Raw genomic sequence first — 25,903 nt, 5'->3', positions numbered from 1 at the left:
TATCCTTTACAAATTTGCAAAGAATTTAAGTCCTTCATCTTCATCAAAATCAAACATTAAATTCATATTTTGAACAGCTTGTCCTGCTGCACCTTTGATTAAATTATCAATAGCACCTAAAACAATAATACGATTTGTGCGTTCATCGATGCTGAAATTTATATCCGCAAAATTGCTTGATTTAACCCACCGAGTCTGCGGAAACGACTGCGGTGGTAAAAGCCTTATGAATTTCCTGTCTTGATAATATTTTTGATAAATTTCACGAATTTCTTTTTCACTTACAGAATGTTTTAAATTTGCATAAGCAGTAGTTAAAATTCCCCTTTGCATAGGTACTAGATGAGGGGTAAATTGTAAAGTGATTTTCTCTCCTGCTGCATAGCTTAAATGCTCTTCGATTTCAGGGGTATGACGGTGTGAAGCTAATCCATAAGCCTTGATATTTTCATTTACCTCACAAAAAAGATTTTCTACTTTTGCACTTCTTCCTGCGCCGCTGACTCCACTTTTTGCATCGATAATCACCGAATTTAAATCAATCATCTTTTCTTTAAAAAGCGGATAAAGACTAAGTATAGAGCAAGTAGTGTAGCAACCAGGATTTGCGATTAAATTTGCATTTTTTATCTCTTCTTGATAAAGCTCACAAAGTCCATAAACTGCATTTTTTAAAAGCTCTTGATTAGGATGAGTAAATTTATACCAAAGCTCATAATCTTTAGGATTTTTAAGACGAAAATCAGCGCTTAAATCTATGATTTTCATCTTTTTTAATAAAGACTCGCTAAAAAGTTTAGCACTAAATTCATGCGGAGTAGCGGTAAATAAGACATCAAGTTCAAGTTCATCTAAATTTTTATCTTCAAAATTTAAATTTAAAGGCGTGTTGGGATAAAGCTTCGTATAGCTTTGCCCCACACTTGAACTAGAACCTATATAGGAAATTTCTACTTTAGGATGATTCAGTAAGATACGCACAAGCTCATTACCTGCATATCCGCTTGCTCCCAAAATTCCTACTTTTAATCTCATTCCTAGTCCTTACTGAATTTCAAATGGCTTAATTATAGACAAAAAATGCTTAAAATAACACTTATGGGTTTATAAAATTTGATAGACTCTTACAAAAATACTCATATATCTCAAAAATTATCACGAAGCTTTTTGTATACAAAGACAATGGACGCTAAGATTTGCTACTAGATTTTAATGCCTTTTGATGGATTAATAAATTAAATATTTTTTTTTAAGTATGTATAATTGTTCGTGTATATGAATGGAACGATTTTTAAGATTGCGAGAGGCTCTAAAGGTCGGGTATTTTTGCTCTAAAATTTGACATTTACCTAAGCTTTGCAAACGCTTTAGAAATTTTTCTTTCTTTACAAAACCCTCACAATTATAAGAAAGCAAAATGATTTTGGCTTTTAAATCATTGATAAGCTCAAACAAAGCATCTTCTGCTTGTTTTTCTTTATTAAAAATACTTCGGTTCCAATCTCTTGGTATACCAGAAATCTTTGAAATTTCATCAGGCCTTTGATAATTTGCGATTAAATTAAGCATAAAATAATTCGAACTATAAGGGTGTTGATTATAAGGAGGATCAAGATAAGCCACATCGATATTTTCAAGCTCTTTTGCAAGTAAGTTAGCATCCTTTTGCACCACTTCAAATTCACAAGAAAAATTTGAAAAAATAGGCATTTTAAGCTCGATATCACCTTTGATACGCTTTAAGGCATTTTGCGCCTCTCCACCAAATTTACCCACTCCATCTCTACCCTTATAAAAACCCTTAAAAACTCCACTAGTATTTGAATGCACACTTGCTTCATAGATTAAAGGCGCTATAAAAAAATGCTTTAACTCTTCAGGAATTTCCTTTTCGATTTTTTGTCTTAAAGTATCAAGATATAAAGCATTTTTAAGAGTATAAAAAACGCGTTCATCTTTTTGGATGCAAGCCTCATTCTTTGGAGCATAGAGTTCACTTATAAAACCTGCTTGAAATTCTAAATTTTGGGTTAAAATTTTATGATAATGTTTTAAAAGCTCGGTTAAATTTTTATCTTTATTAGAAAGATAACATTTGTTGATAAGTTTGGAATAATTTTCTAAATCATTGGCTAAAATATAATTTGAGTGTGCTTTTGCAAAACGACTTACAACACCTGAGCCACTAAATATATCACAAAAACTAAATTTATCTTTACCAAGTTCTTTTTTAGCTACCTTAAAGCCCTTATTTAAAAATCCTAAAAGTGCTCTTTTATTGCCTAAATAAGTAATGATTTGTTCTTTTAAAAAAGAGGGATTTTCCTTCAAAATTTTTAAACCTTTAAAAAGCTTATCTGTAAAAACAGATTAAGCTTTTTTTGGAGTTACAAGCATATTAACATAGCGTCCTTCAAAATTTGGCTCTTTATCACGATTAGCATCATTCTCTATCATAGTCCAAATTTTTTCAAGCAAAGCTACACCTGCTTCAGGAGTCGCCATTTCACGCCCTTTTAAGAACACACGAAATCTCACATGCTTACCTTGTTCTAAAAATTCTAAAGCATGTTTTACTTTGTAATTTATATCATTTTGAGCAATTTTCACAGAAAGTTTGATTTCTTTTATATCAATCACTTTTTGTTTTTTCTTTGCTTCTTTTTGCTTTTTTTCTTGCTGATAACGGAATTTTCCATAATCCATAATCTTACAAACAGGTGGCTTTGCATCTGCAGCTATCATTACAAGATCAAGTCCTAAACGATTTGCAATCTCTAAAGCTTCATCACTGCTGATAATGCCATATGCTTTGCCATCATCACCTATACATCTGATTTCGTCCGCTCTAATTTCTTCGTTGAGCAATACTTCTTTTTCTTTACTCAAAAATGTACCTCACTCATTTTCTCCTTAACTAATTTAATAAATTCGTCCAAGCTAAGATTTTTTTGTTCTTTAGCTCTTCTATCTCTTAAAGCAACGCTTCGCTTTGCCACCTCTTCATCGCCCAAAACTAAAATCATAGGTAATTTTTGCTTTTCAGCGATACGAATTTTTTTACTTAAGCTCTCATTTTTTTCATACACCTCGCTATCGATATTAAGCTCTAATAATTCTTTTTGAATTTCTTTTGCGTAAGCAATATGTGCTTCGCCTATTGGCACTATACCCACCGCAGTTGGTGCGATAAAAAATGGAAACTCACCCGCACAATGCTCGGTTAAAATTCCTATAAATCTTTCAAAAGAACCTAAAATCGCACGATGCAACATTACAGGTTGTTTTTTTTCATTATCACTATCAGTATATTCGAGTTTAAAACGACTTGGTAGGTTAAAATCTACTTGTATAGTTCCACATTGCCACTTTCTTTTTAAGGCATCGGTGATTTTAATATCGATCTTTGGCCCATAAAAAGCCCCGCCACCTTCATCAATGCCATATTTTAAACCTTGTTCATCTAAGGCTTCTTTTAAAGCTTTAGTAGCTGTGTCCCAAATTTCATCATCGCCTATAGCTTTAGCAGGTTTGGTTGAAATTTCCATCTCATAACTAAAGTCAAATAATTTCATCAAATTATCAACAAAGGCTAAAATTTCAAGCACTTGCTCTTTGATTTGACTTGGCATACAAAAGATATGCGCATCATCTTGAGTGAATTCTCTTACCCTAAAAAGTCCGTGTAAAACGCCACTTTTTTCATGTCTATGTACCACGCCATATTCAAAAAATTTCAAAGGCAAATCACGATAACTTCTTACATCACTTTGATAAATTTTAATATGCCCCACACAGTTCATAGGCTTAATGCCATATTCTTGTTCATCAATTTGTGTAAAATACATATTTTCTTTATAGTTTACATAATGCCCGCTAATCTTCCATGCATCTGCTTTTAAAAGCTCAGGCCCACGCACAGGCTCATAACCACGCAAGCGATGAATTTTATAAAGCATATGTTCAAGTTTAGATCTAAGTCTTGCACCATTACTCAACCAAATAGGAAGTCCACCCCCTATCTCATCATCAAAAGTAAAGAGTTTAAGTTCAGTTCCTAATTTTCTATGATCGCGTTTTTTAGCTTCTTCTATGATTCTTAAATGCTCTTTTAAACTCTCTTTATCTGCAAAAGCAGTACCATAAATACGCGTAAGCATTTCTCTTTTTTCATCGCCACCAAGATAAGCTCCCGCGACGCGTGTAAGTGAGAAGTTGCGTAAAAATTTGGTATTAGGCACATGAGGACCACGACAAAGATCCTCAAATTCTCCTTGTTTATAAATACTTACTTTTCCATCAGGAATACGGAGTAAAACTTCTTGTTTTAAATCATCGTCTTTAAATTTAGCAATAGCTTCGTTTTTTGTGATTTCATATTTTTCGATTTCTTGTTTGGCTTCGGCTAATTCTTTCATCTTTTTTTCAATTTTTGCTAAATCTTCTTCGCCGATTTTAGAATTCACACGAAAATCATAATAAAAACCATCCTCTATCACAGGACCTACAAAAAATTTCGCTTCAGGATATAAGCTTTTAATTGCTTGTGCCATTAAGTGCGCACAAGAATGGCGTATCACCTCTAAACTTTGTTTAGAATTATCAAAATAAATTTCTTTTAAATCAGTAGAATTCTTACTTTGAGAATCAACTATTTTTTCATCATCTAAGTATGCAATAACTTCTTTTTCCATAACTTTTAACCTTATTTTGCTCACTGACTCTGTGAGTGTTTATAAAGTTCTAATTTTAGCTTTCTAAGACTTAATTTTTTTTGAAATTCAGCTTATTTTTAAAAAAATCTTAGAATAAATTTAATATTTGTTTATAACTTAAACTCACTCCCAGAATTTAAAATTCCGCTATAATACAAATAAAAGAAAAGAAATCCCAAAATAATGCGATAAATTCCAAAAGGAATAAAGTCGAATTTAGAAATAAATTTTAAGAAAAATTTTATAACTAAAACCGCAACAACAAAAGCAGTAATAAAACCTATGGCTAAAGGGATTAAAGAATTTGCATTGCTAAGAAGCTCAGGCTCTTTATAAATGCTATAAGCCGTAGCGATAATCATCGTTGGAATGGCAAGCAAAAAACTAAACTCAGCCGCAACTTTTCTATTAAATCCTAGCAAAAGCCCACCAATAATACTTGCTCCACTTCTTGAAGTGCCAGGAATCATGGCTAAAGATTGAAAAATACCTATACAAAAAGCTTGTTTAAAACTTATTTCTTCTAAGAAATTGATACGATATTGTTTATTTTTGTGCGCAAGTTCTATAAGAATAAGCACAACACCACCAAAAATGAGCATTCCAACCACAACCCAACCATTAAATAAAGCATTTAAGTATTTTGCCACAAAAAGCCCTATAACTCCGGTAGGAAAAAATCCAACTGCAAGTTTAAACCAAATATCAAGTCCTTTAAAAAGCTTACGCCAAAACACAAAAAGCACTGCTAAAATCGATCCTAGTTGTATAATGATTAAAAAACTTTTCCAAAATTCATTAATATCAATACCTAAAATAGTCGTCCCTAAAATCATATGTCCTGTAGAAGAAATGGGTAAAAATTCAGTCAAACCCTCAATGATTCCTAGTATTAAAGCATGTAAATTATCCATATTTTTCCTTAAAATAAAAAAAGAATTCTACAAACTTTTTTTAAACACGACAAAAATATAAAAACAATTTCTTAAAGCAGACGATAAAAATAAACTATTTGTATGAAAAAGCTGATTAATTTTGAGTTTTATTTCTCATTTTACTGGCTTGGGTAAGAATACAATTTTTTACTATTGGAGCATTTTATACTTTGGATCAAGATATTAAAAATAAAGTTACAAGATAAATAAACTAAGAAGAATTTTATAAAAAATTTAAAATTCTTCTTTATGAATGTTTTAAATTCTAATGAATTTTAACAATACGCTTGATAAAATAAAGTATGACTCCTATGAAAAATATCAAACCTAATAATTCATTATTGTGTATATTTAAAAAGCTTAATTTCAAAGGACTTTCACTTCCGCCCATGCTAACAGAAAAAACAGTAATTGCAGCTATAATAACGCCAAAAATACTTTCCCCTACGATGAGTCCTGAGGCAAATAAAGTCCCTTTTTGTTCATGGGTTGCTATTTTTTCATTTTTGTGAGAATTATTTTGATATTTGTTTGCTAAATATCTCATCACAAAATATTTTAAAATTCCACCAATTACCAAAGGGATATTTACAGATGGTGGCAAATAAATACCAATACCCACAGCCAAAGGTGGTAAGGATAAATTGCCATTTTTTCTTAGTATCTTATCTATAATAATGATAAATATACCTACAACTACTCCAAATGCTATATAACTCCACTCTATATTGTGATTAAAAATTCCTTGTGCTATAGTGCTCATTAAATTTGCCTGAGGAGCTGCAAGCGCAGATGAAAGATCCATACCCTCTCTTGGCATAGCTCCAACAAAACCATAAGCTTGATAGAGTAAATTTAAAACAGGAACTATAGCCAAAGCACCAAAAACACAACCTATTAGCAAAGCAACTTGCTGTTTCCAAGGGGTAGCGCCCACTAAATATCCTGTTTTTAAATCCTGTAAATTATCATTTGAAATAGCAGCAGTTGCTACAATTACGCTTGTAGTAAAAATAGCCAAGGCTATAGCAAATTTAGAAAGCATAGGATCATCAAATAAATTTACACCCAAAAGTAAAATAACCAAGGATGAAACAATAATCCCAATAAGCCCGATTCCAGAAATAGGACTAGAAGAAGATCCTACAAGTCCTGCCATATATCCGCAAGCTGCTGCAACAAAAAAACCTATTAAAACAGAAACTAAAGTTCCAACAAAGGCAAATAAAATTTGATAATAATTATTTAAATTTGCATCCGATACAAAACTATAAAAAGTAATGAAAAGTCCTATAGTCATAATTATAAAAAGTATAAAAATGCTTTTTAAAGAAAGATCTTAATCGGTGCTTTCTTGGCTTTTTGTATTAGAAATTGTAACATTTTTAATAATTTCTTTAATGCCAGAAATCACTGGTTTTAAAAGTTCTATTAAGGTCCAAAGCGCTGCTATAGCAATAGCTCCAGTACTAATAAGTCTAACTTTAGCCGCCCAAACACTAGAAGCAAGTTCACTAGCATTTTTCACACCATCAAATTCAAAACTTGAAAGATAAGGAGTAAAAACTCCCCATGCTAAAAACATCCCTACAAAAAGTGCTATAGCACCTGCTAAACCTACCAAATATCCTGCTCCTAAAAGCGCTAAAGAATATCCTGCTGAAAAACCAAAGGCCATTTTATTCCAAATAAAAGCCAAACTGCTTTCACTTGCAGCAAGTTTAAAACCATTGCTTAACAAACTAAAAAAAACAGCTATAAAAGAGCCTAAGGCTATTTCTTTTACACCCTGTTTGCCTTTTTTATCACTTTGAACTTTATTGGCTACTTTTAAAATTTCAGCTGCTACCCTACCTTCAGGATAAGCAAGTTTACTTTCAACTACCATAGCCCTTCTTAACGGTATGGTAAAAAGCACTCCAAGTCCGCCACCACAAAGACATATCATAAAAGTTTGCCAAAGTGGAAATTCACTCCAATACCCACACATAAAAAGCCCTGGGATAACAAAAATAACTGATGATAAAGTTCCTGCTGCTGAAGCTTGAGTTTGAACCATATTATTTTCTAAAATATTTGAAGTCTTAAAAAGACTCAAAACTGCCATGGAGATGACTACAGCTGGAATTGATGATGAAAAAGTAAGTCCCACTTTTAACCCCAAATATACATTTGAAGCTTTAAAAATAATAGTTAAAATACTTCCCAAAAGCAAACCGCGCAAGGTGAGTTCGAGTAAAGAGTATGTTTTTTGCATATTCCCTCGAATCATTTCATCATAAATTCCTATGATGATAAATTTTAAAAATAATATAAAAAAACTCTTATATTTTTATAAATTTTTAAAATTTGTAAAAAAATTATTTAATTTCAAACCAAACCGTATCTTGCTCACCGCTTTGAGAAATAATAAAAAGCTGATATTTGCCTTCTTTTAAATTTAAATTTTGCGTATTTTCATCTCCCTCATAAATAAGTTTTTGATTTAAATACCAAAAAAGCTTTTCATTATTTAAATTAGCTACTTTTGCCACAAGACCTTTCATTCCATTTAAATCTTTGGCTAAAATAAGTTTTAAATTATCTTTAGGATAGATAATCTTAACACCCTTTTTATTTGAAAATTTAAAATTTCTTTGCTGAAAGAAATGGAGTGCATAAGCAGGAAAATCAAGCTTTATCAATGCTTTTGCATCTTTAAAATGAATATCCTTAGAATCAAGCTCCCTACCTTGATACTCATAAACTTTTTTCAAAAAAGGGGAAGTTCTTAAAATATTTGCCCCTTTAGGATATAAAACATTAATATAACTTGTATTTAAATCCTCATCATATCTATATTTACTGATACTATCTAACTTGATTGTCATCAAATCATCAGGCGGCGCAAATTCCAAATCCACCTCATCTAAAAGTCCTAAAATCTCAAAAAGCAAATCTCCTGCTATACTCACGCCATATAAATTTGCATTAGCTTCACCGCTAAAATTTCCTACCCAAACTCCTAAGGTATATTTTGGAGTTGCGCCCATGGCCCAAGCATCTTTTCTACCATAACTTGTGCCCGTCTTCCAAGAAATAATTTTTTCTTTATTGTAATTTTCTAAACCCACTCTTTGAAGTTCTTTCATTGCTTCTAAGGTTAAATACGCACTACCCTTAGAAAACATTCTTGCTACTCCGCTTAAATTTTCATCTCTTATAAAAGAAAGATTGGCAAGCTCTCCATAATTTGCCAAACCCAAATAAAGTTTTATAAGATCCTCAAGACTCAATTCTTTAGTTCCTAAAATAAGCGAAAGCCCATATCGCTTGTAATTCTCATCTTCAAAATTTAAAAAAGCTTTTAATTTATAAAAAAATTTTTCATAACCATAATCTTGCAAAAGCGATACAAAAGGAACATTCAAAGATCTTTGTAAAGCTTCTTTTGCACTGATTATCCCATAATATTTTTTATTTGCATTTTGGGGATTGAAATTAGAAAAAAAGGTTGGAACATCAAGCAAAATTGAATCCGGTGCGATAATGCCTTCATCAATACTTAAAGCATACAAAAAGGGTTTTAAAGTAGAACCCACACTGCGCTTGGCAATATTTCCATTAATTTGTCCTAAATTTGCCATATCATAAAAATCTTGCGAACCCACATAAGCTAAAACTTTGCGTGTTTTAGTATCGGCTAAAATAATGGCTAAATTTTGTATGCCTTTTTGTTGCAAAGTATAAGAAAATTCTTTAGCCTTTTTTTCGATTTTAAGTTGAATTTTTTTATCTATGCTTGAAAAAATTTCTTTATTATCATCACTTAAAAGTCTTAAAGCAAGATGGGGTGCAATATTTTTGCGAGGCTTAAAATTTGGCAAGGGCTCTTTTAAAGAAAGTTCGTAAATATCTTTGTTGATTAACTTTCTTTCATAAAGTTTTGCTAAAAGTTTGTTGCGTTTATCTAAAAGTTTCGTTTTATTTTTTTCTAAATTAATAAGTCCTGGTTGATTGGGTAAAATCGCAAGCAAAGCAGCTTGAGCCCAAGTTAAATCTTTAGGATTTTTATCAAAATAAAATAAAATAGCAGCTTCATAACCGATTAAATTCCCGCCATAAGGAGCATTGCTTAAATAAAGCTTTAAAATTTCATCCTTACTGAAGGCATTTTCCAAAGCTAAGCTTTGTATAATTTCATTGAATTTATTAAAATAAGTTCTATCTTTTTTATCCCAAAGCTTAATCGTTTGCATACTAATAGTACTTGCACCACTTCTTTGAGTAGAATTAAAATTATTTACAAAAGCCCGCATTAAAGCTAAAAAATCTACTCCAAAATGAGAATAAAATTTCCTATCTTCATAATTAATCACAGAGACTTTCAAACGCTTGGGAATATCAGTGCTCTTGATATGCCATTGCTCTTCATCATTTAAAAAAACACTTAAAATTTCGCCATTTTTATCGTATAAAATCTTACTATAACGGCTTTTAAAATCATCCAGTAAGGTATTTTTATCAAAAGAAAAATATACATAAAAAACATAAGCAAGAAAAAAAAGTAGCAAAAAGCTAAAAATTTTTAAAGCATTTTTCATGTTTTATTTAGCGTTTCACAACTACTTTTTCACTTTCACTTAAAGCTCTATAAGTATCATCATACATCGCTTCTACATAAGCACCACTTAAAGTATAACTTCCTGGAGTTATGGCATTAAGTTTTATATAAAAATGATGCGTGCGATTTTTATTTAAACTAAAAAACCACATGATTTTATCATCCCTAACATCAATAAAATCATAGCTTGAATTTTTAATAAAACTTGGAGTGTTATCATCTAAAAGCGTATTGCTCACTTCCCAACCGCTTGGTAAAATTTGTGTTAAAGCGATATTAGAAACATAATTTGCACCCTCATTTAAGCTCGCTGAAATTCTCATATAAAAGGTTTGTCCAGAACCAATCTCGCTAGGACTGATTTTATTACCCTTTTCATCATAAAAAGCACGATCTAAACTGATTTTATTGCTAAAAGCTGAATTTTCACCCGCTTTTACCCCCTCTACTCCAAAACTTACAAATATGTCTTTATTCGCATTTATAATAGCTTTTTCATTATTGAAAGAAAAAATTTGCATTTGGTTTTGATCGATAGTATGTACTTGATCACCTATTTTTAAAGTCGCATCCATAAAATTTTCATTCATATTTTCTAAATTTGCACCCATGGCTAAAGCATATAAAGCATAGCCTGTACTTTGTGTGGATAAATAATCCTTTGAAAGTAAGGTATAGCTGATTTTTTGAAGTAATTCTTCATTATTAGTGCCATAAATTTGTTTATAAGCATTTGCGATAATAGCCTCATCTCTTATTAAAGAACCATAAGTATAAGAAGAATATTTAGAATCAGGCTCTATAGAAATCTTGCTTGCAATCTGTTTTGCAGTATCTTCAACACCTGCAAGTTTATATGCTGCAGCCAATTGCCACTTAGCTTCAGTGCTTAGTGTATTTAAACTATCATAAAGCAAATTCATCTCGCTGATATTAGGTTTTTTTGCCATAGCCAAAAGATATAATGAATTTGCTTTTATATCCATCATATAATCATGATATATACTTTTTTGAACAAAATTTTGCTCATATTTTAACCATCTTTCATACATGGAATCAGGCACAAAATACCCATTTTGCTTAGCTAAAATCAAAAACATTCCCGCATAATTACTTCCCCAAGCATTGCTTTCATCTCCTCCTTGCCAATAAGCAAATCCTCCATCAGCGGTTTGAAAATTGGCATAACGCTCGATGGCTGCATTGATATTATTAATCGCTTTTTGCTTGTCAAATTCCGTGCTAAATTTATCTAAAAAAAGTTGTGGCAAAACTGCTGAGGTAGTTTGTTCTATACAGCCATAAGGATAATTTAACAAATACTTAATTCTTTTATCCATATCTAAAATAGGTGTAGGCGAAAGCTTTAAAGTTGCATTTGTAGTCCCTAAAATATAATCTTTTATAATAAATTCTTTACTTTCTCCTGCTTTAATCAAACTAGTATTATTTTCATATGTATAAGCATTGATAGGTTTGATATCGATTTCAATTTCATTTTTATAAGTATAATTTTCACTTTTTAATTCAAATTCTAAAAGCTCTTTACCAATCCTATTATCACTTACATTTGCATCCATCATCACTTCTAAATTAGTAGCATTTTTAAAATCTATAGCTTGAGTATCTGGACTTATTTTTATAAGAGAATTTTTACTTCTTACGCTCAAGGTTGCATTTTTAATACGATTTTCTGTTTTAAAAATTTGAGTTAAAAGCGTGAAATTATCGCCTATTTTTAAAGTCCTTGGCAGAGTTTCAAGCAACACAAGAGGTGCACTTACTTGCATATCCTTAGAAATGCTACCATAAGCGTCATTTTCATTGGCCACAACCATCACACGAACCAAACCCATATAAGAAGGCATTTTAAATTTAAGTTTTGCAAAGCCTGCTTCATCGCTTCTTGCAGGAGCATTAAAAAGCACTACAGGTTTAAAACGCTGTGCGCTATCATCACGATTTTTATCTGCTCTCAAATTCCCTATCTTTGAAACACTATCGCCTCCGGTAAATTTAGGGATAATTTGACTATAAGTATCATAAGTTTTTAAAGTAAATCCTGTTTTTGCGTAAAAGCCCTCCCAAATATCAGGGGTTTTAAAATCTGTTAAATCAAGAAGTCCTTCATCTACAATAGCCACAGTATAATTAAAAGCTCTTTTATCTTTGCTTTGAATTTCTATCTCAAAATCACTATTAGGTAAAATTTTATCAGGAGTTTTTAATTCTAAATTAAGCTTTGTATTTTCATCTTCTACATACAAAGGAATTATACCAAAAAGCCTTAGGGCACGATCATTATCAATTTTATTATAATCTTGAAATAAACTCACGCTTACATAGATATTTGGTGCATATTCTTTTTTCATCGCCAATTCTATACTCGTGCTTTCACCTTGAGTATCCATCACAAAACGATCAATAATCTTGGAATTAGAACTTAAAGTTATGAGTGCTTTAGCTCCTGCAACACTTTCAAATTCTATTTTTGCACTTTGTCCTATTTTATATTTGTTTTTATCACTTTTAATTTTTAAAGAACTCACCACATCAGCATAGCTTGGCTCTCCCCAAGAGCTTACATAAAAACTTTGCCCTGCGCTTATTCCACTTTCTTTATCTATAAGCTCAATAAACATTTGTCCATAATAATTGCTTGTGTTAAAGCTAAATTTCATAGGCTCGCTAGAGCTAGTAAGCTCCCCTTTTTCAATAAGTTTGGTATTGTGATCTTGCTTAATAGAGCGCAAAAATTCATCATAAGAATCATAATCCCACCACCAATAATAATCATTTTGATAAATTCTATACTCTAAAGTTTTGCCTGAAACTAAATTTTCTTTTAAATCACTTACAATGGCATAAAAATCGATCGTTTCTCCCTCAGATACATAAGAATTTGTCAAAGCTTTCATTCCCACAAAATAATCATAACGATTTAAATTTACATCCCTAACAGCTTTTACAGATCTGCCACCCTTTTCAAAGACTTCTGAAACAATCCTTGCATTAAAATTGTAACCTTGAGAATTTAAAATATTTTCAGGAATTTCAACACTTGATTGCACCCTGCCCTTTTCATCTAAATTTCCCTTATCATCAGCACTTGCTCTGATAATCAATGAACTTGGATTAATAAAAATATAATCTTTATATTTAGAATTATGATAATTCTTTGGAGAAAAATATACAAAACTTTGATATTTTAAATTTGAAGCTAAGGCTCCAAAAAGATATTTTGAAGAAAGCTCATAGTTTAAATTCCCATCATCTAAACTTCTATTTTCATCAGCATTTAATTCTACCTTAATGCGATTTGGCACCACACTTTGAACTAAAATATCTTTGCTAAATTCCACCCCAGCAATATTAAAAATTGCCCTATAAAGTCCATTAATGGCATTTTTATCTAAATGAATTTGCGTATAGTAAATATCATTTTGACTTTTTAAAATTTGATTTTCTATGACTTTTTGATTTTTAGGATTAATTAAAGTAAAACTTATAGGGTGTTTGAGCGGATTTGTATTTTCTCTTGCAACCACACTTAAATGCACACTATCACCCGCTCTATAAACCCCACGATCTGTGTAAATAAACGCCTTTATCATCTCATGATTTTGATCCCCTTCTACATCGTAACCATCTGTGGATAGAGGATTGCTAAATCTTAAAACACTGATTTGATTCTCTTTGCTTGCTAAAATATAGAGTATTTCATCATCTTCTTGAATTTGAAATTTCACATCTCCATTAGAATTGGTATTTTGGCTTTGCAAAATTTGGTTTTGCTTACTTACAAGCTCTATTTTTACATTTTCTAAGGCCTCATTTTTACTAAAGTCTCTTGCGTGAACTACGAGCTGCTTATTTAGGTTTTGAGCACTTAAAGCGATATTAGAAAAAATAAGATTTTTACTGACACTAGCTTTATTTATAATACGATATACATTTTCACCCTTATAATCAAGATCGTTAGCATCAACACTTAAACTCACTGAAAAAATTCCAGTTTTACCTTTTAAATCACTTAAGTCTAAAGCAGTATTTATCCAAGTATTTTTTTGATTTTTAAGCTCTATTTTTTTATCAATGACATTTTTAGCAACATAATTAAAACCATCTGAAGAATAAAACGCTTCTTGAGTGCTATCATCTTTTTTACCCACCAAATTTTTATAACGCAAATACTCACTTATATTGTTTGCAAAAATTTGACTTACTTTTAAATGAATCTTTTTAACATTGCGCGATTTGATATAAACTTGATATTCTGCCCCACTAGGCAAAAATACCCCATCATTTGCAAAAACAAGACTTGGATCTAGGTCTTTTTGTAGGATGATATTTGCTTCTTCACCTTGATTGATTAAGCCTTGATTTGATTTTAAACCTTTTGCGATTTTAACTTTATACTTTTCTCCTGGCTCAAAATTAGCTGAAATTTTTAACTCTTTTCCTATACTCCACGCCCTAAAATTAAGCTCGGGTGATATTTGGATAAAATCTTGAAAGGCTTGATTTTCAGCTAGTTCTTTAGAAAATTTTAAAGTAGCAATTTGATCTTTTTCTTCTGCACTAATGAGTCTAAAATCATTATTTTTTGATTTGCTAGGAATTTGAAATTGAAGCACTTTGGCTTCTTTAAAACCCATGATTTTTTCATCATAAGTTAAAACAAGTTCTTGAGGTCTATCTAAAAGCTTAATATCATCAGTATCAAGACTAAATTCACCCAAGCTAAAGGCTAAGTCTTTGCCATCTAAAGTGATTTTTAAACCTTCTTGTGTTTTATCTTCAAATTGCCAATTATAAGTGCTTCCAAAGCTATAATTTAAATGCAAATAAGCTTTTTCTTCATCTTGCTCTAATTGAGCTTTATAAGTAAAATTTTCTATCCACCCTGTTTGAAATTCTAAAACAATAGGAATATTTTTATAAATAAATTCTATTTTATAATTTTGATTAGCCTCTAAATAAGTTAAATCTAGTAAAAATCTAGAGTCTGATGCCTTTGTAAGTAGAATTTTTGAATTTTTAGAATTGATTTTTGCATCAATACTCATTTCATCAAAATCAACAATAGCTTCTTTAAATTCAACAAAAATTGCTTCATGATTTTTTAGAAGTCCTTGAGATTGTGCACGAATTAACTCGCTTGAATTCTTATTTTTCTCACCGCCACACGCGATCAATAAAAAAGATAAAATCAAACTAATCAATATATTTTTTAACATTAATATTCCTTTGAAAAATTAAGCTCGACATTATTTAAGATATTCTACTTACTTTTAATTAAAAATTCATTGATATTTTTTAAAAACTCAAATCAAATATCTAAAAAATTATATTTTATCCAATTTCACACTCACTTCACTTAAAAATTTTATAATGTCATCACTTTTAAAAAAGGAGACAAAATGAAAAAAGGTATTTTAATCGCATCAGCACTTTTAACAGGCTCTATGCTTCTTGCAGATAGTGTAAAACTTCAAGGTACTATAGCAGAGGTTTATGATAATAATAAAACTTTACTTATAGATTCAATCTATGGCGGGCAAATGGCTGTAAGGATATTGCCAAATACTGAAATTGATATGGATAATTGTGGGATTTTTGGAATGGATAAACACGGAAAATTCAAAGATTTAAAAGTAGGAGATTTTCTTGAAGTAAAACTTTACTATCCTGGATATTCATCTAATCCTACTCAAGCACCTGCGATTCCTGTGGCAAGAGAAATTGATATAGAGTGTTACAAAAAAGCTTATTAATTTGCTTACTTTTTAGTAAGCAAATTTAATTTCTTCAAAATTTAAACTTTTTTTAGCAAGGAATTTGTAAAATAGTACTTAAATTTGTTTAAGGAAAAAAGATTGAAAAAACTACTTATAATTCCTATTATTATCTTTCTTTGCTTCATTGCGCAAATTTTTTATATGGGACATATTAATGAAAGTTTTTTTTATAATCTTACTCAAACACAAAATCCCTATTATGAGATAAAAAATATCAATTTCCATAAAGGTTTTTTAAATTCAAAGGCTGATTTTACCATAGAAGACAAGTATAATTTAGGTTTAATTTCAAAGCTTGATTTTAAATTTAACAATAATTATTTTTCAAAATTTATAGCACAAGGAAAACTTAGCAATCCCTTCAAACTCTTAGATGATAAATTACAAAATAAAGAATTAGCTTGGTTTAAGATACAATCTATTCAAAATGATCTTAATGTATCAATTCAATTTCAAGATATCAATTTAAGCAATGAAGGTGGAAATGCATTATGGGAAAATGTTTTAACTGAAATTTTACTGGATAAAGAAGATTTAAAAATTAAAGCTATTTATTCAAAAATAGGTCAAGTTGATTTTTCTCAATTTTATGCAAAATTCTATCTAAAAAACCTAGACCATCAACAAAAATTTGAAAAACCTATATCGTTTTCTAATTTAATACAATTTAACGAAAGTGTAGAAGAGTTTAAATTTGATTTTTGCGAAATCAATAATCATACAATCTCTTCATTTTATAATAAAAATATCATTTATTTTGATGATGATAATCAAACCTTGAAAATGCATTCTCAAGGCAAAGCAAATAATCTAAATATAGATTTAACTTCTCAAATTTATCAAAGTATTGATTTTGATCAAATCAATTTTGATCTCATTTATAGTCAAAAAAAACCTGATATTTCTGATGATAAATTGATTTTTAAACCTTCCAATGAAGAATTAAACTTACAAATACAAAATATCACTTTAAAAAAAGATAATCAAGATATAAACATCAAAGGAAATATCTTTTTATCAATGCAAAGTCATAAAGCTCATATTCAAATTTCTAGTTTAAAATCGCCCGATGAAATCTTTACTTGGGGGCAATTTTTTGGAGGTTTAAATCAATACTTTATAAAAAATGAAGAGGGTATGTTTATCATGGATCTTCATTATGATAGTGATACTAAAACTCAGCTTAAAATCAATGGCAATGAATTTACGGATATAAATTTAAACTGATGAGTTTAGCTTTAAATTTTCGTCCCAAAACCCTAGATGAAATTCTAGGCCAACAAGAACTTGTAGAAGTATTTAAAAAATTTATCAGTATGCAAAAACTTCCCCATAGTTTATTTTTTGGACCTGCAGGATGTGGAAAAACAACCTTTGCTAGAGTTGTAGCTAAGGATTTTGGGCTTGATTTTTATGAATTTGATGGTGGAAATTTCAAACTTGAGGATTTAAGAAAAATCATAGAAAATTACAAAAACAGCCTTTATAAACCTCTTATTTTTATCGATGAAATTCATCGCTTGAGTAAAACTCAACAAGAAATGCTTTTAATTCCTATGGAAAATTATCGCTGCATTGTTATAGGTGCAAGTACTGAAAATCCTTATTTTGTTTTAAGTTCAGGCATTAGAAGTCGCTCTATGCTTTTTGAATTTAAAAATCTTGGGCAAAAAGATTTAGAACTTTTATTAGAGCGAGTACAACAAAAAATAGCATTTAAAATAGAAGATAATGCTAAAGAATTTTTACTAAAAAGCTTCGATGCTAGAGCAATGTTAAATTTACTTGAATTTGCTTTGGTTTTAAATGAAAAAGAAATCACTTTAGAAAATTTAAAAAAACTTCGCAACGGAGTAAATAGCGAGGGTGTAAGCTCAAAAGATACTCATTATATTTTAGCAAGTGCTCTTATTAAAAGTTTGCGCGGAAGCGATGTGGATGCTGCTATTTATTATCTTGCTCGTTTAATTGATGCAGGAGAAAGTGCTGATTTTATCGCTAGGCGTTTGATTATCTTTGCAAGTGAAGATATATCCAATGCCGATCCTAATGCTTTAAATTTAGCCGTTTCTACTCTTACCGCAGTAAAAAATATCGGCTATCCTGAAGCAAGAATTATACTTTCTCAATGCGCTGTCTATCTAGCAAGTGCTCCAAAATCAAATTCAAGCTATAATGCTATAAACAAGGCCTTAGATTATGTAAAAAACAATCCTGCACTTGAAATCCCCAATTATTTAAACAATAATCATCCTGAAAAGAAAAATTACCTTTATCCGCACAATTTTGGCGGATGGGTGAAGCAAAACTACCTGAGTGCAAATTTAAAATTCTATGAAAGCAAGGGCATAGGAGAAGAAGCGAGATTGCTTGAAAATTTAAGCAAATTAAAAAACATCAAGTCCTGATTTCTTATAAAAAATTTACAAAATAAATGTTAAAATGCAATTTTATCTTTAAGGAAAAAATAAGACACAATGATAAACATAGGAATTTATGGCGCTAAAGGGCGCATGGGCAAACAGATCGAAGAATGTTTAAAAAGTGAAACTAAAGCAAAAGCAGCTGCACTTTTTGATAAGGGTGATAATTTAGAAGAATTTTTTGAAAAAAGTGATGTTATCATCGACTTCTCATCTCAAAATGGCACTCACGAACTCTTAAATTACGCAAGAACAATGCCAAAACCTTTAGTAATTGGCACAACAGGGCTGGATGAAAAAACCCTGCATTTAATGCAAAATGCAAGCGAAGTAATGCCTGTTTTTTATGCGACTAATATGTCTTTAGGGGTTGCAGTTTTAAACCATCTGGCTAGCAAAGCAAGCCAAATGTTAAGAAATTTTGATATAGAAATTTTAGAAATGCACCATCGTCACAAAAAAGACGCTCCAAGTGGTACTGCTATGACTTTAGCACAAGGTGTAGCAAAAGCTAGAAATTTAGATCTTGAAAAAGTAAGAATCAGCGGAAGAGATGGTATCATAGGCGAAAGAAGCAAAGATGAAATTGCCGTGATGAGTCTAAGAGGTGGAGATATTGTAGGACGCCACACTGTGGGCTTTTATGAAGAGGGTGAATTTTTAGAATTAAACCATACCGCAACTTCAAGAGCAACTTTTGCTAAAGGAGCGATTAAAATCGCTATTTGGCTTAATGCACAAAAGCCAAAAATGTACTCAATTAATGATTTTTTAGGAATTTAAAATGTGTGCAGTAGTAGGAGTTATAAATTCAAAAAATGCAAGTACTTATGCTTACTATGCTCTTTTTGCCATGCAACACCGAGGACAAGAAGCAAGCGGGATTAGTGTAAGCAATGGTAAAACTATCAAAACTATCAAAGCCAAAGGCGAAGTAAATCAAATTTTTAACCCTGAGAATCTAAAAACCCTAGAAGGTGAAATCGCCATAGGACACAATCGCTATTCTACCGCGGGAAATTCAAGCTTAAATGATGCCCAACCCGTAGCTGCGACTTCAGTCTTAGGGGATATTGCTTTAGCACACAATGGAAATTTAGTCAACAAAGAAAAAGTAAGATCAAAACTCATCGAAGATGGAGCTATCTTTCAAACCAATATGGATACTGAAAATGTCGTTCATCTCATAGCAAGAAGTAAAAAAGAAAGCTTAAAAGATAGATTTATCGAAAGTTTGCAAGAATGCATAGGGGCTTATTGTTTTGTTTTAGCAAGTAAAGACAAGCTCTATGTTGTAAGAGATCCTTATGGGGTGCGTCCTTTATCTTTAGGGCGCTTAAAAAATGGAGGCTATATCGTAGCAAGCGAAACTTGCGCTTTTGATCTTATAGAAGCAGAATTTATACGCGATGTTAAACCTGGAGAAATGATTATTTTCACTCAAGGAAATGATAAATTTGAAAGCATAGAACTTTTTAAACAAGAGCCTAGAATTTGTGCTTTTGAATATATTTATTTTGCTAGACCTGATAGCATTATAGAAGGAAAAAGCGTGTATGAGATACGCAAAAAAATGGGCGAAGCTTTGGCAAAGAAATTTACTCATAGTGCTGATTTTGTAGTGCCTGTTCCAGATAGTGGCGTAAGTGCTGCCATAGGCTTTTCACAATATTTAAAAATTCCACTTGAAATGGCTATAGTTAGAAACCATTATGTAGGTAGAACCTTTATCGAACCTACTCAAGAGCTTAGAAATTTAAAAGTTAAATTAAAATTAAATCCTATGCATAAAGTTCTAAAAGATAAAGAAATTGTCGTAGTAGATGATAGTTTAGTGCGTGGGACAACTTCTAAAAAAATCATTTCCCTACTTCGTGCCGCAGGTGCAAGTAAAATTCACTTGGCCATAGCTTGCCCTGAAATTAAATTTCCAGATACTTATGGGATCGATACTCCAACCTTTGAAGAACTCATTAGCGCTAATAAAAATTTAGAAGAAGTACGCGAATATGTGGAAGCAGATTCACTTAGCTTTTTAAGTATCGAAGAATTAACTCAAAGCATAGGGGATGAGAGAAAATATTCTTTAATTAGCTTTGATGGAGATTATTTTATCAAATAATCTCTATTTTACATAAGAGGGATAAGTAAAGAAAAACAAATGTGTTAAATTTAAACCATAATGAAAAAATACACTAAGCCACAAACTCTTACTATATCTCCAAGCCATTCCATAAATCAAACCTGCCAAAGAAGCAAAGATTATCATCAAACTACCTGCTTTATAATGCGCCGCTCCAAATGCCAAACTTGCGACTAAAAGCGCTCCTACACCCCCTATCAAACCTTGTAATCTTTGTTGTAAATAACCCCTAAAAAATGCTTCTTCAACCAAAGCAACCAAAAATAAATTAGAAAATAAAAAATACACTATCCAAGAAGGAAAGCCTATTTCCATTTTAATTACACCCAAATACCAAGGGATAGATAAAAGCAAAAAAGGACTTGCAAACAATAACGCTGCTTGAAATAATTTTGGTTTTATTCTATTTAAATTCTCAAACAAACTTGGCATAAGCAAAAAGAGTAAAAAAACACCCAAAGGCTTATCAAAACTAAAATACAAAGTAAAAGCGCTACTATACTCACTTGCATGAACTTTATCTAGAATTTTTACATTATTAACACCTGGAATAAAATGCAAAAATAAAAGCAAGCAAAATGCCACTATCAAAAGCTCTAAAAATACATTTTTATTATTTTTATAATACAAGGACAATAAAAAAAATACACCCACAAAAACAATAAAACTTATTTCTATGATATTATGATAATAAGCCAAAAATCCACTGATTACCAATACTACAAAAGATAATTTTATTTTTTTAAATGAGAGCAAGGCCAAAGCTAAGGCTAATAAGATAAAAGTTAAGATCATATTTTATTTCTCTTTTTTTTAATTTCATCAAATTTCGCAAAAATAGTATCACTTAAAAAATTAAATATCTATAAAAATCACTCATATAAGTGATTAAAAAAACCCAAGCAAAGCTTGTTTCAATCATAAAAAATATGAATTTATCATAAATAAACAATTTAATTTTTAAAATACATTTAAATTTCATTGATGATAAAATATCAGCCCTATGAGTTTGAAATCATAAGGAATAATATAGAAATATTAAATATTTACATATAGAATAAAAAATATCTTATTAATGAATAATTAATTATTTAAATAATAAAATAATACTATTATAATTATTATCAAGGATTGACAATGAAAATTTTCATTTCTTTTTTTGTCTTGGCGACATGTTTATGGGCTAAAGAAATAGCCTATACAGATGAAGTTGTATCGCTTTATCTTAACAAAGATGATACTAAAGTTACAGGAAGGCTTTTACCTACAAATGCTTTTGAAATTTTAAAAAGTGATAAAGATAGGGTTTTAATAAAAGTTGATGGATATGTAAATCCCAAAGCTCCTTCTGTGATTTATTTTAACGATTCCCAAAGAATCATTGTTGCTGCTTTTTCTAAAAATACAAAACTCAATTTCTCACAAACAAGTGCGGGAAAAAATGGTAAATGGGATAAGGTGAGCCTTGAAATTTGGGCAGATAAAAAAGATTTTGCTAAAGACAATAAAGAAATGTTAAGTCGTGCAAAAAATCTTTTTGCTGAAAATTGCGGAATTTGCCATGCCTTACATCCTGAAAAAGAATTTACCGCTAATGCTTGGCCTGCTGTTTTTCGCTCTATGACAGATAGAACAGGGATTGATAAAAAAGATAGGTGGCTAGTAATACAATATTTACAAAAAAACGCAAAAGATTTTAAAGCAAAATAAAAGGAAAGGCTATGTTAGATAGAAGAAGATTTTTAAAAATTGGTGCAGCATTAAGTACTTTACCCCTTATTCCGACTTTAGGTGCAGGAAAAAGTGCAGAAGCTACAAAAGTAAGTCTTGGACTTGTAAAAAACGGTGAAGTCATCACGGCAGCTCATTGGGGAATTTTAAAGCTTACCATAAAAGATGGTAAAATCATTAAAAGTGAACCTTGGGAAAAAATCACTAAGATGGATAATCCTTTGCAGCATTACACCGCAGATATGGTTTATAAATCTCGCGTAAAATATCCTTATGTACGCAAATCCTATCTTGAAAACCCTGACAATCCTAAACCTGAACTTCGTGGAAAAGATGAATTTGTTCGTGTAAGTTATGATGAAGCTATAAAACTTATCGCAAAAGAACTCAAAAAAACAAGAGAAGCTAAGGGTACAAGTGCTATTTTTGGTGGAAGTTATGGTTGGAAATCAAGTGGTAATATGCAAAATGCTAGAATATTATTACATAGATTTTTAAATGTTACAGGTGGTTTTGTTGGCGCTACTGGAGACTATTCTACAGGGGCTTCTCAGATTATTATGCCTTATGTGGTTGGTTCCATTGAAGTTTATGAACAGCAAACCTCATGGGAAAATATTTTAGAGCATTCTAAATATGTCGTTATTTGGGGCGCTGACCCGATTTCTACTTTACGCATTGCTTGGACTGCATCAGAACAAAGAGGTTTGGCTTATTTTGAAAAACTTAAAGAAAAGAAAATAAAAGTTATTTGCATTGATCCTGTAAAAACCGATACAGCTCAATTTTTAAATGCAAAATGGGTAGCACCACGCCCAAATACCGATGTAGCTTTGATGATGGGTATGGCAAGTCATTTGATTGCTCAAAATAAAGTTAATTATGAATTTTTAGAAAATTATACTACTGGCTTTGATAAATTTAAAGATTATCTTGATGGAAAAGAAGACGGTATCAAAAAAGATGTTAAATGGGCAAGCAAAATTTGTGGTATCGATGAAAAGATGATTAAGAATTTAGCTGAAATTTTCTACGATAATCCTACTATGATTATGAGTGGTTGGGGTATGCAAAGAGCTCATTATGGCGAGCAACCACACTGGATGCTTGTAACTTTAGCTTCTATGATAGGACAAATCGGTACCAAAGGAGGTGGTTTTGGGCTTAGTTACCATTATAGCAATGGAGGTGTGCCAACTTGCAAAGGTGGGGTAATCGGCGGAATCAATGCTGGAAGCTTAGGAATTTGGAAAAATGGCAAATTTCAAGGTTTGGCTAAATCAAACCAAGCAAGCGGTGGCGCAGAATGGCTTCAAAATGCTGCAAGTTATTCTTTCCCTGTAGCAAGAATAGCAGATGCTTTACTTAACCCTGGCAAAACCATAGATCACAATGGTAGCAAAATTACTTATCCTGATATTGATTTTATCTACTGGGTAGGTGGAAATCCGCTCGTGCATCATCAAGATACCAATACCAATGTAAAAGCATGGCGAAAACCTCGTACTGTAGTAGTTAATGAAATTTATTGGACTCCAACAGCGAAAATGGCAGATATTGTAATGCCTGCAACTTCATCTTATGAAAGAGATGACATTACTATGAGTGGGGATTATTCTAATATGCATATAGTGCCAATGAAACAAGCCGTTGAACCGGTGGGTGAAAGCAAAGATGATTATATAATTTTTGCTGATATTTGCAAAGTTTATGGTCAAAATGTATACAATGCTTATACAGAAAAGGGCAAAAAAGCAAAAGACTTCATCAAAGAATATTATGATAGTGCCTTAAAACAAACTCAAAGCTTTGGTGAGGCTTTTGCTACTCCTATGCCAAATTTTGAAGAATTTTGGGCAAAAAACGAACCTATTACTTTTGAAGCCACTGCAGAAAGCTTAGAATGGACACGTTTTTCAGAATTTATAGAAGATCCAATCCTTAATGCTTTAGGCACAGAATCAGGCTTGATTGAAATTTACTCTCAAACAATCAAAAATTACAATTATGATGATTGCAAAGCGCATCCTACTTGGTTTGAACCGATTGAATGGCTTGGAAATGCTACCAAAGAAGCACCTTTTCATCTACTCACGAACCATCCAAAAGATCGCTTGCATTCTCAGCTTTGCCACACAAGTTTAAGAGATACTTATGCGATAAAAGATAGAGAGCCGATTTTGATAAATACCAAAGATGCAAAAAAACTTGGTGTTAAAAATGGTGATGTTGTAAGAGTCTTTAATAAACGCGGAGAGGTCTTAGCAGGTGTAATTATAAGTGATGATATCATGCAAGGCGTAGTAAGACTATGTGAAGGCGCTTGGTATGATCCTGACGAAAATGGGCTTTGCAAATGTGGAAATGCAAATGTCTTAACCATAGATATTCCAAGCTCAAAACTTGCAAATGGTAATATAGCGCATACAGGACTTGTAAATATAGAAAAATTTACAGGCACACTTCCAGCTCTTAATGCTTTTAGCGCTCCAAAAGGTGCTATTTAACTCTATCTTAAAGAAAGTCTTAGGACTTTCTTTAGCTTAAAAACACATAAAAGCAATCTAATCCAAAAAATTAAAACATCTAAATCAAAATGACAATTGTTTCAAATTTAATATGAATTAAAACCTTTATAGGCAAAATATGCGCTCAAAAATCAGTTCAGGAGTGTTTATGCAATTATCAATTCGTAAAAAAATGCTTATGTTGGGAGCCATCTGTTTTATTTCAATGTTGGCAACTTTTGCAATTTTTTATTACAACAATCTAAAAGGAAGTCAAAAAATTGCCCAAACAACAAAAAATTTAATCAACAAGGAAATAGACATTAAAGTTGAACTTTTAACCAAATCAATGGCTATTGCTTTAGGGGATTTAATCAAAGATGTTGATGATGAAAAAGAAAAAATAAAAATATCGCTACCGCAATTGAAAATTTTAGATTTGAAGAGGATTAAAGCGGATACTTTTTTGTCTATCAAAAAACAACCGTCAAAGCCCATCCTGTTAGAAAAGACTTGATTGGCACAGATTTACATAATGCAAAAGATGAAAATGGAATCTTTTATGTTCGAGAATTATACCAAAGAGCATTAGATAAAGGAGGGTTTGTTACCTTTCACTTTACAAAACCTCAACCCAATGGAGAAAATACAATTGCAGAAAAAACAGCATATAGCTATTTAATACCTAACGCAGATGATTTATGGATTTCCACTGGTGTGTACAAAGACACTTTAGAACCTTATATCGATAGAAGTTTGGAAGAATTATTATCATTTTTTTCCAAAAGCTTTTTCAAGACTGTATTATTTTCTATAATCTTTATATTAATCATTATACCATTTATTTTTATATTCTATAGAAATCTTATTGTTGGAGTTCAAGGAATAGATGCAAATATCACCTCTTTCTTCAACTTCATCAACCATAAAACTAAAAATGTTTCTACTATTGATGTAAAAACCAATGATGAATTTGGTCAAATCTCTAAAGCTATCAACGAAAACATCCTTGCTACTAAACAAGGTTTAGAACAAGATGCTAAAG

At 31.1% G+C, this 25,903-nt stretch carries 17 protein-coding genes and 1 pseudogene; 9 read left to right on the top strand and 9 right to left on the bottom strand.

All coding sequences use genetic code 11. The features are described from left to right. Nucleotides 1–6: 6 nt before the first annotated feature. The 8 genes and pseudogenes from argC to KAR67_RS08230 form a co-directional block, all read right to left on the bottom strand. Entirely contained in the window at nucleotides 7–1,035 is a 1,029-nt protein-coding gene (gene argC / locus KAR67_RS08265) for an N-acetyl-gamma-glutamyl-phosphate reductase (RefSeq protein WP_002783640.1), read from the bottom strand. 192 nt (nucleotides 1,036–1,227) lie between these two features. Next, nucleotides 1,228–2,331 (bottom strand): DNA adenine methylase, encoded by a 1,104-nt coding sequence (locus tag KAR67_RS08260; protein WP_002777944.1) that lies wholly within the window; start codon nucleotides 2,329–2,331, stop codon nucleotides 1,228–1,230. A 39-nt stretch (nucleotides 2,332–2,370) separates the two neighbouring features. Next, on the bottom strand, nucleotides 2,371–2,889 hold the full coding sequence (gene infC / locus KAR67_RS08255; protein ID WP_002781867.1) for a translation initiation factor IF-3: 519 nt from the start codon (nucleotides 2,887–2,889) through the stop codon (nucleotides 2,371–2,373). Then, a complete protein-coding gene (gene thrS, locus KAR67_RS08250) occupies nucleotides 2,886–4,694 on the bottom strand; it encodes a threonine--tRNA ligase (RefSeq protein WP_192801081.1) in 1,809 nt (602 codons plus the stop codon). Before thrS ends, infC begins: the two co-directional genes overlap by 4 nt. A gap of 131 nt (nucleotides 4,695–4,825) precedes the next feature. Further along, nucleotides 4,826–5,629 (bottom strand): undecaprenyl-diphosphate phosphatase, encoded by an 804-nt coding sequence (locus KAR67_RS08245; RefSeq protein ID WP_162284578.1) that lies wholly within the window; start codon nucleotides 5,627–5,629, stop codon nucleotides 4,826–4,828. Between the two features lie 286 nt (nucleotides 5,630–5,915). After that, a pseudogene (locus tag KAR67_RS08240) lies at nucleotides 5,916–7,907 on the bottom strand (oligopeptide transporter, OPT family). Nucleotides 7,908–8,010: 103 nt separating this feature from the next. Beyond that, nucleotides 8,011–10,233 (bottom strand): penicillin-binding protein 1C, encoded by a 2,223-nt coding sequence (pbpC, locus tag KAR67_RS08235; protein ID WP_002790233.1) that lies wholly within the window; start codon nucleotides 10,231–10,233, stop codon nucleotides 8,011–8,013. Between the two features lie 7 nt (nucleotides 10,234–10,240). Next, entirely contained in the window at nucleotides 10,241–15,493 is a 5,253-nt protein-coding gene (locus KAR67_RS08230) for an MG2 domain-containing protein (RefSeq protein WP_002790232.1), read from the bottom strand. A 183-nt stretch (nucleotides 15,494–15,676) separates the two neighbouring features. On the opposite strand from KAR67_RS08230, the gene KAR67_RS08225 reads away from it, so the two are divergent. From KAR67_RS08225 to purF, 5 genes are all read left to right on the top strand, one after another. Further along, entirely contained in the window at nucleotides 15,677–16,030 is a 354-nt protein-coding gene (locus KAR67_RS08225) for a hypothetical protein (protein ID WP_002777931.1), read from the top strand. A gap of 102 nt (nucleotides 16,031–16,132) precedes the next feature. Further along, a complete protein-coding gene (locus KAR67_RS08220; RefSeq protein ID WP_002787562.1) occupies nucleotides 16,133–17,281 on the top strand; it encodes a hypothetical protein in 1,149 nt (382 codons plus the stop codon). Then, nucleotides 17,281–18,462 (top strand): replication-associated recombination protein A, encoded by a 1,182-nt coding sequence (locus KAR67_RS08215; RefSeq protein ID WP_002781850.1) that lies wholly within the window; start codon nucleotides 17,281–17,283, stop codon nucleotides 18,460–18,462. The genes KAR67_RS08220 and KAR67_RS08215 overlap by 1 nt, the downstream gene beginning before the upstream one ends. 69 nt (nucleotides 18,463–18,531) lie before the next feature. Further along, nucleotides 18,532–19,260, top strand: coding sequence for a 4-hydroxy-tetrahydrodipicolinate reductase (dapB, locus tag KAR67_RS08210; protein ID WP_002785406.1), 729 nt, complete (start codon nucleotides 18,532–18,534; stop codon nucleotides 19,258–19,260). 1 nt (nucleotide 19,261) lies between these two features. Next, the gene (purF, locus tag KAR67_RS08205) at nucleotides 19,262–20,599 is read left to right on the top strand and encodes an amidophosphoribosyltransferase (protein ID WP_002795813.1); all 1,338 of its coding nucleotides are present in this window, start codon (nucleotides 19,262–19,264) and stop codon (nucleotides 20,597–20,599) included. 3 nt (nucleotides 20,600–20,602) lie between these two features. Here purF and KAR67_RS08200 read toward each other — a convergent pair whose 3' ends face one another. Continuing rightward, nucleotides 20,603–21,415: a type II CAAX endopeptidase family protein gene (locus KAR67_RS08200; protein WP_002794814.1), complete on the bottom strand. Its 813-nt coding sequence runs from the start codon at nucleotides 21,413–21,415 to the stop codon at nucleotides 20,603–20,605. 342 nt (nucleotides 21,416–21,757) lie between these two features. Here KAR67_RS08200 and KAR67_RS08195 point away from each other — a divergent pair, with 342 nt between their 5' ends. The 4 genes from KAR67_RS08195 to KAR67_RS08180 form a co-directional block, all read left to right on the top strand. After that, nucleotides 21,758–22,330 (top strand): cytochrome c3 family protein, encoded by a 573-nt coding sequence (locus KAR67_RS08195; RefSeq protein ID WP_002794818.1) that lies wholly within the window; start codon nucleotides 21,758–21,760, stop codon nucleotides 22,328–22,330. Between the two features lie 11 nt (nucleotides 22,331–22,341). Continuing rightward, nucleotides 22,342–24,858, top strand: a complete 2,517-nt coding sequence (locus KAR67_RS08190) for a molybdopterin guanine dinucleotide-containing S/N-oxide reductase (RefSeq protein ID WP_002836733.1) — start codon at nucleotides 22,342–22,344, stop codon at nucleotides 24,856–24,858. A 169-nt stretch (nucleotides 24,859–25,027) separates the two neighbouring features. Beyond that, nucleotides 25,028–25,375 (top strand): hypothetical protein, encoded by a 348-nt coding sequence (locus KAR67_RS08185; protein WP_002777910.1) that lies wholly within the window; start codon nucleotides 25,028–25,030, stop codon nucleotides 25,373–25,375. Continuing rightward, a partial coding sequence (locus tag KAR67_RS08180; RefSeq protein WP_171831870.1) for a cache domain-containing protein occupies nucleotides 25,372–25,903 on the top strand: 532 nt, incomplete at its 3' end. The genes KAR67_RS08185 and KAR67_RS08180, both read left to right, overlap by 4 nt.

Source organism: Campylobacter sp. JH32 (genome assembly GCF_017846535.1).
Classification (GTDB): Bacteria; Campylobacterota; Campylobacteria; order Campylobacterales; family Campylobacteraceae; genus Campylobacter_D; species Campylobacter_D coli.
Note: the sequence above shows the minus strand (reverse complement) of the source record. Positions and strands in the feature narration are given on the sequence as shown.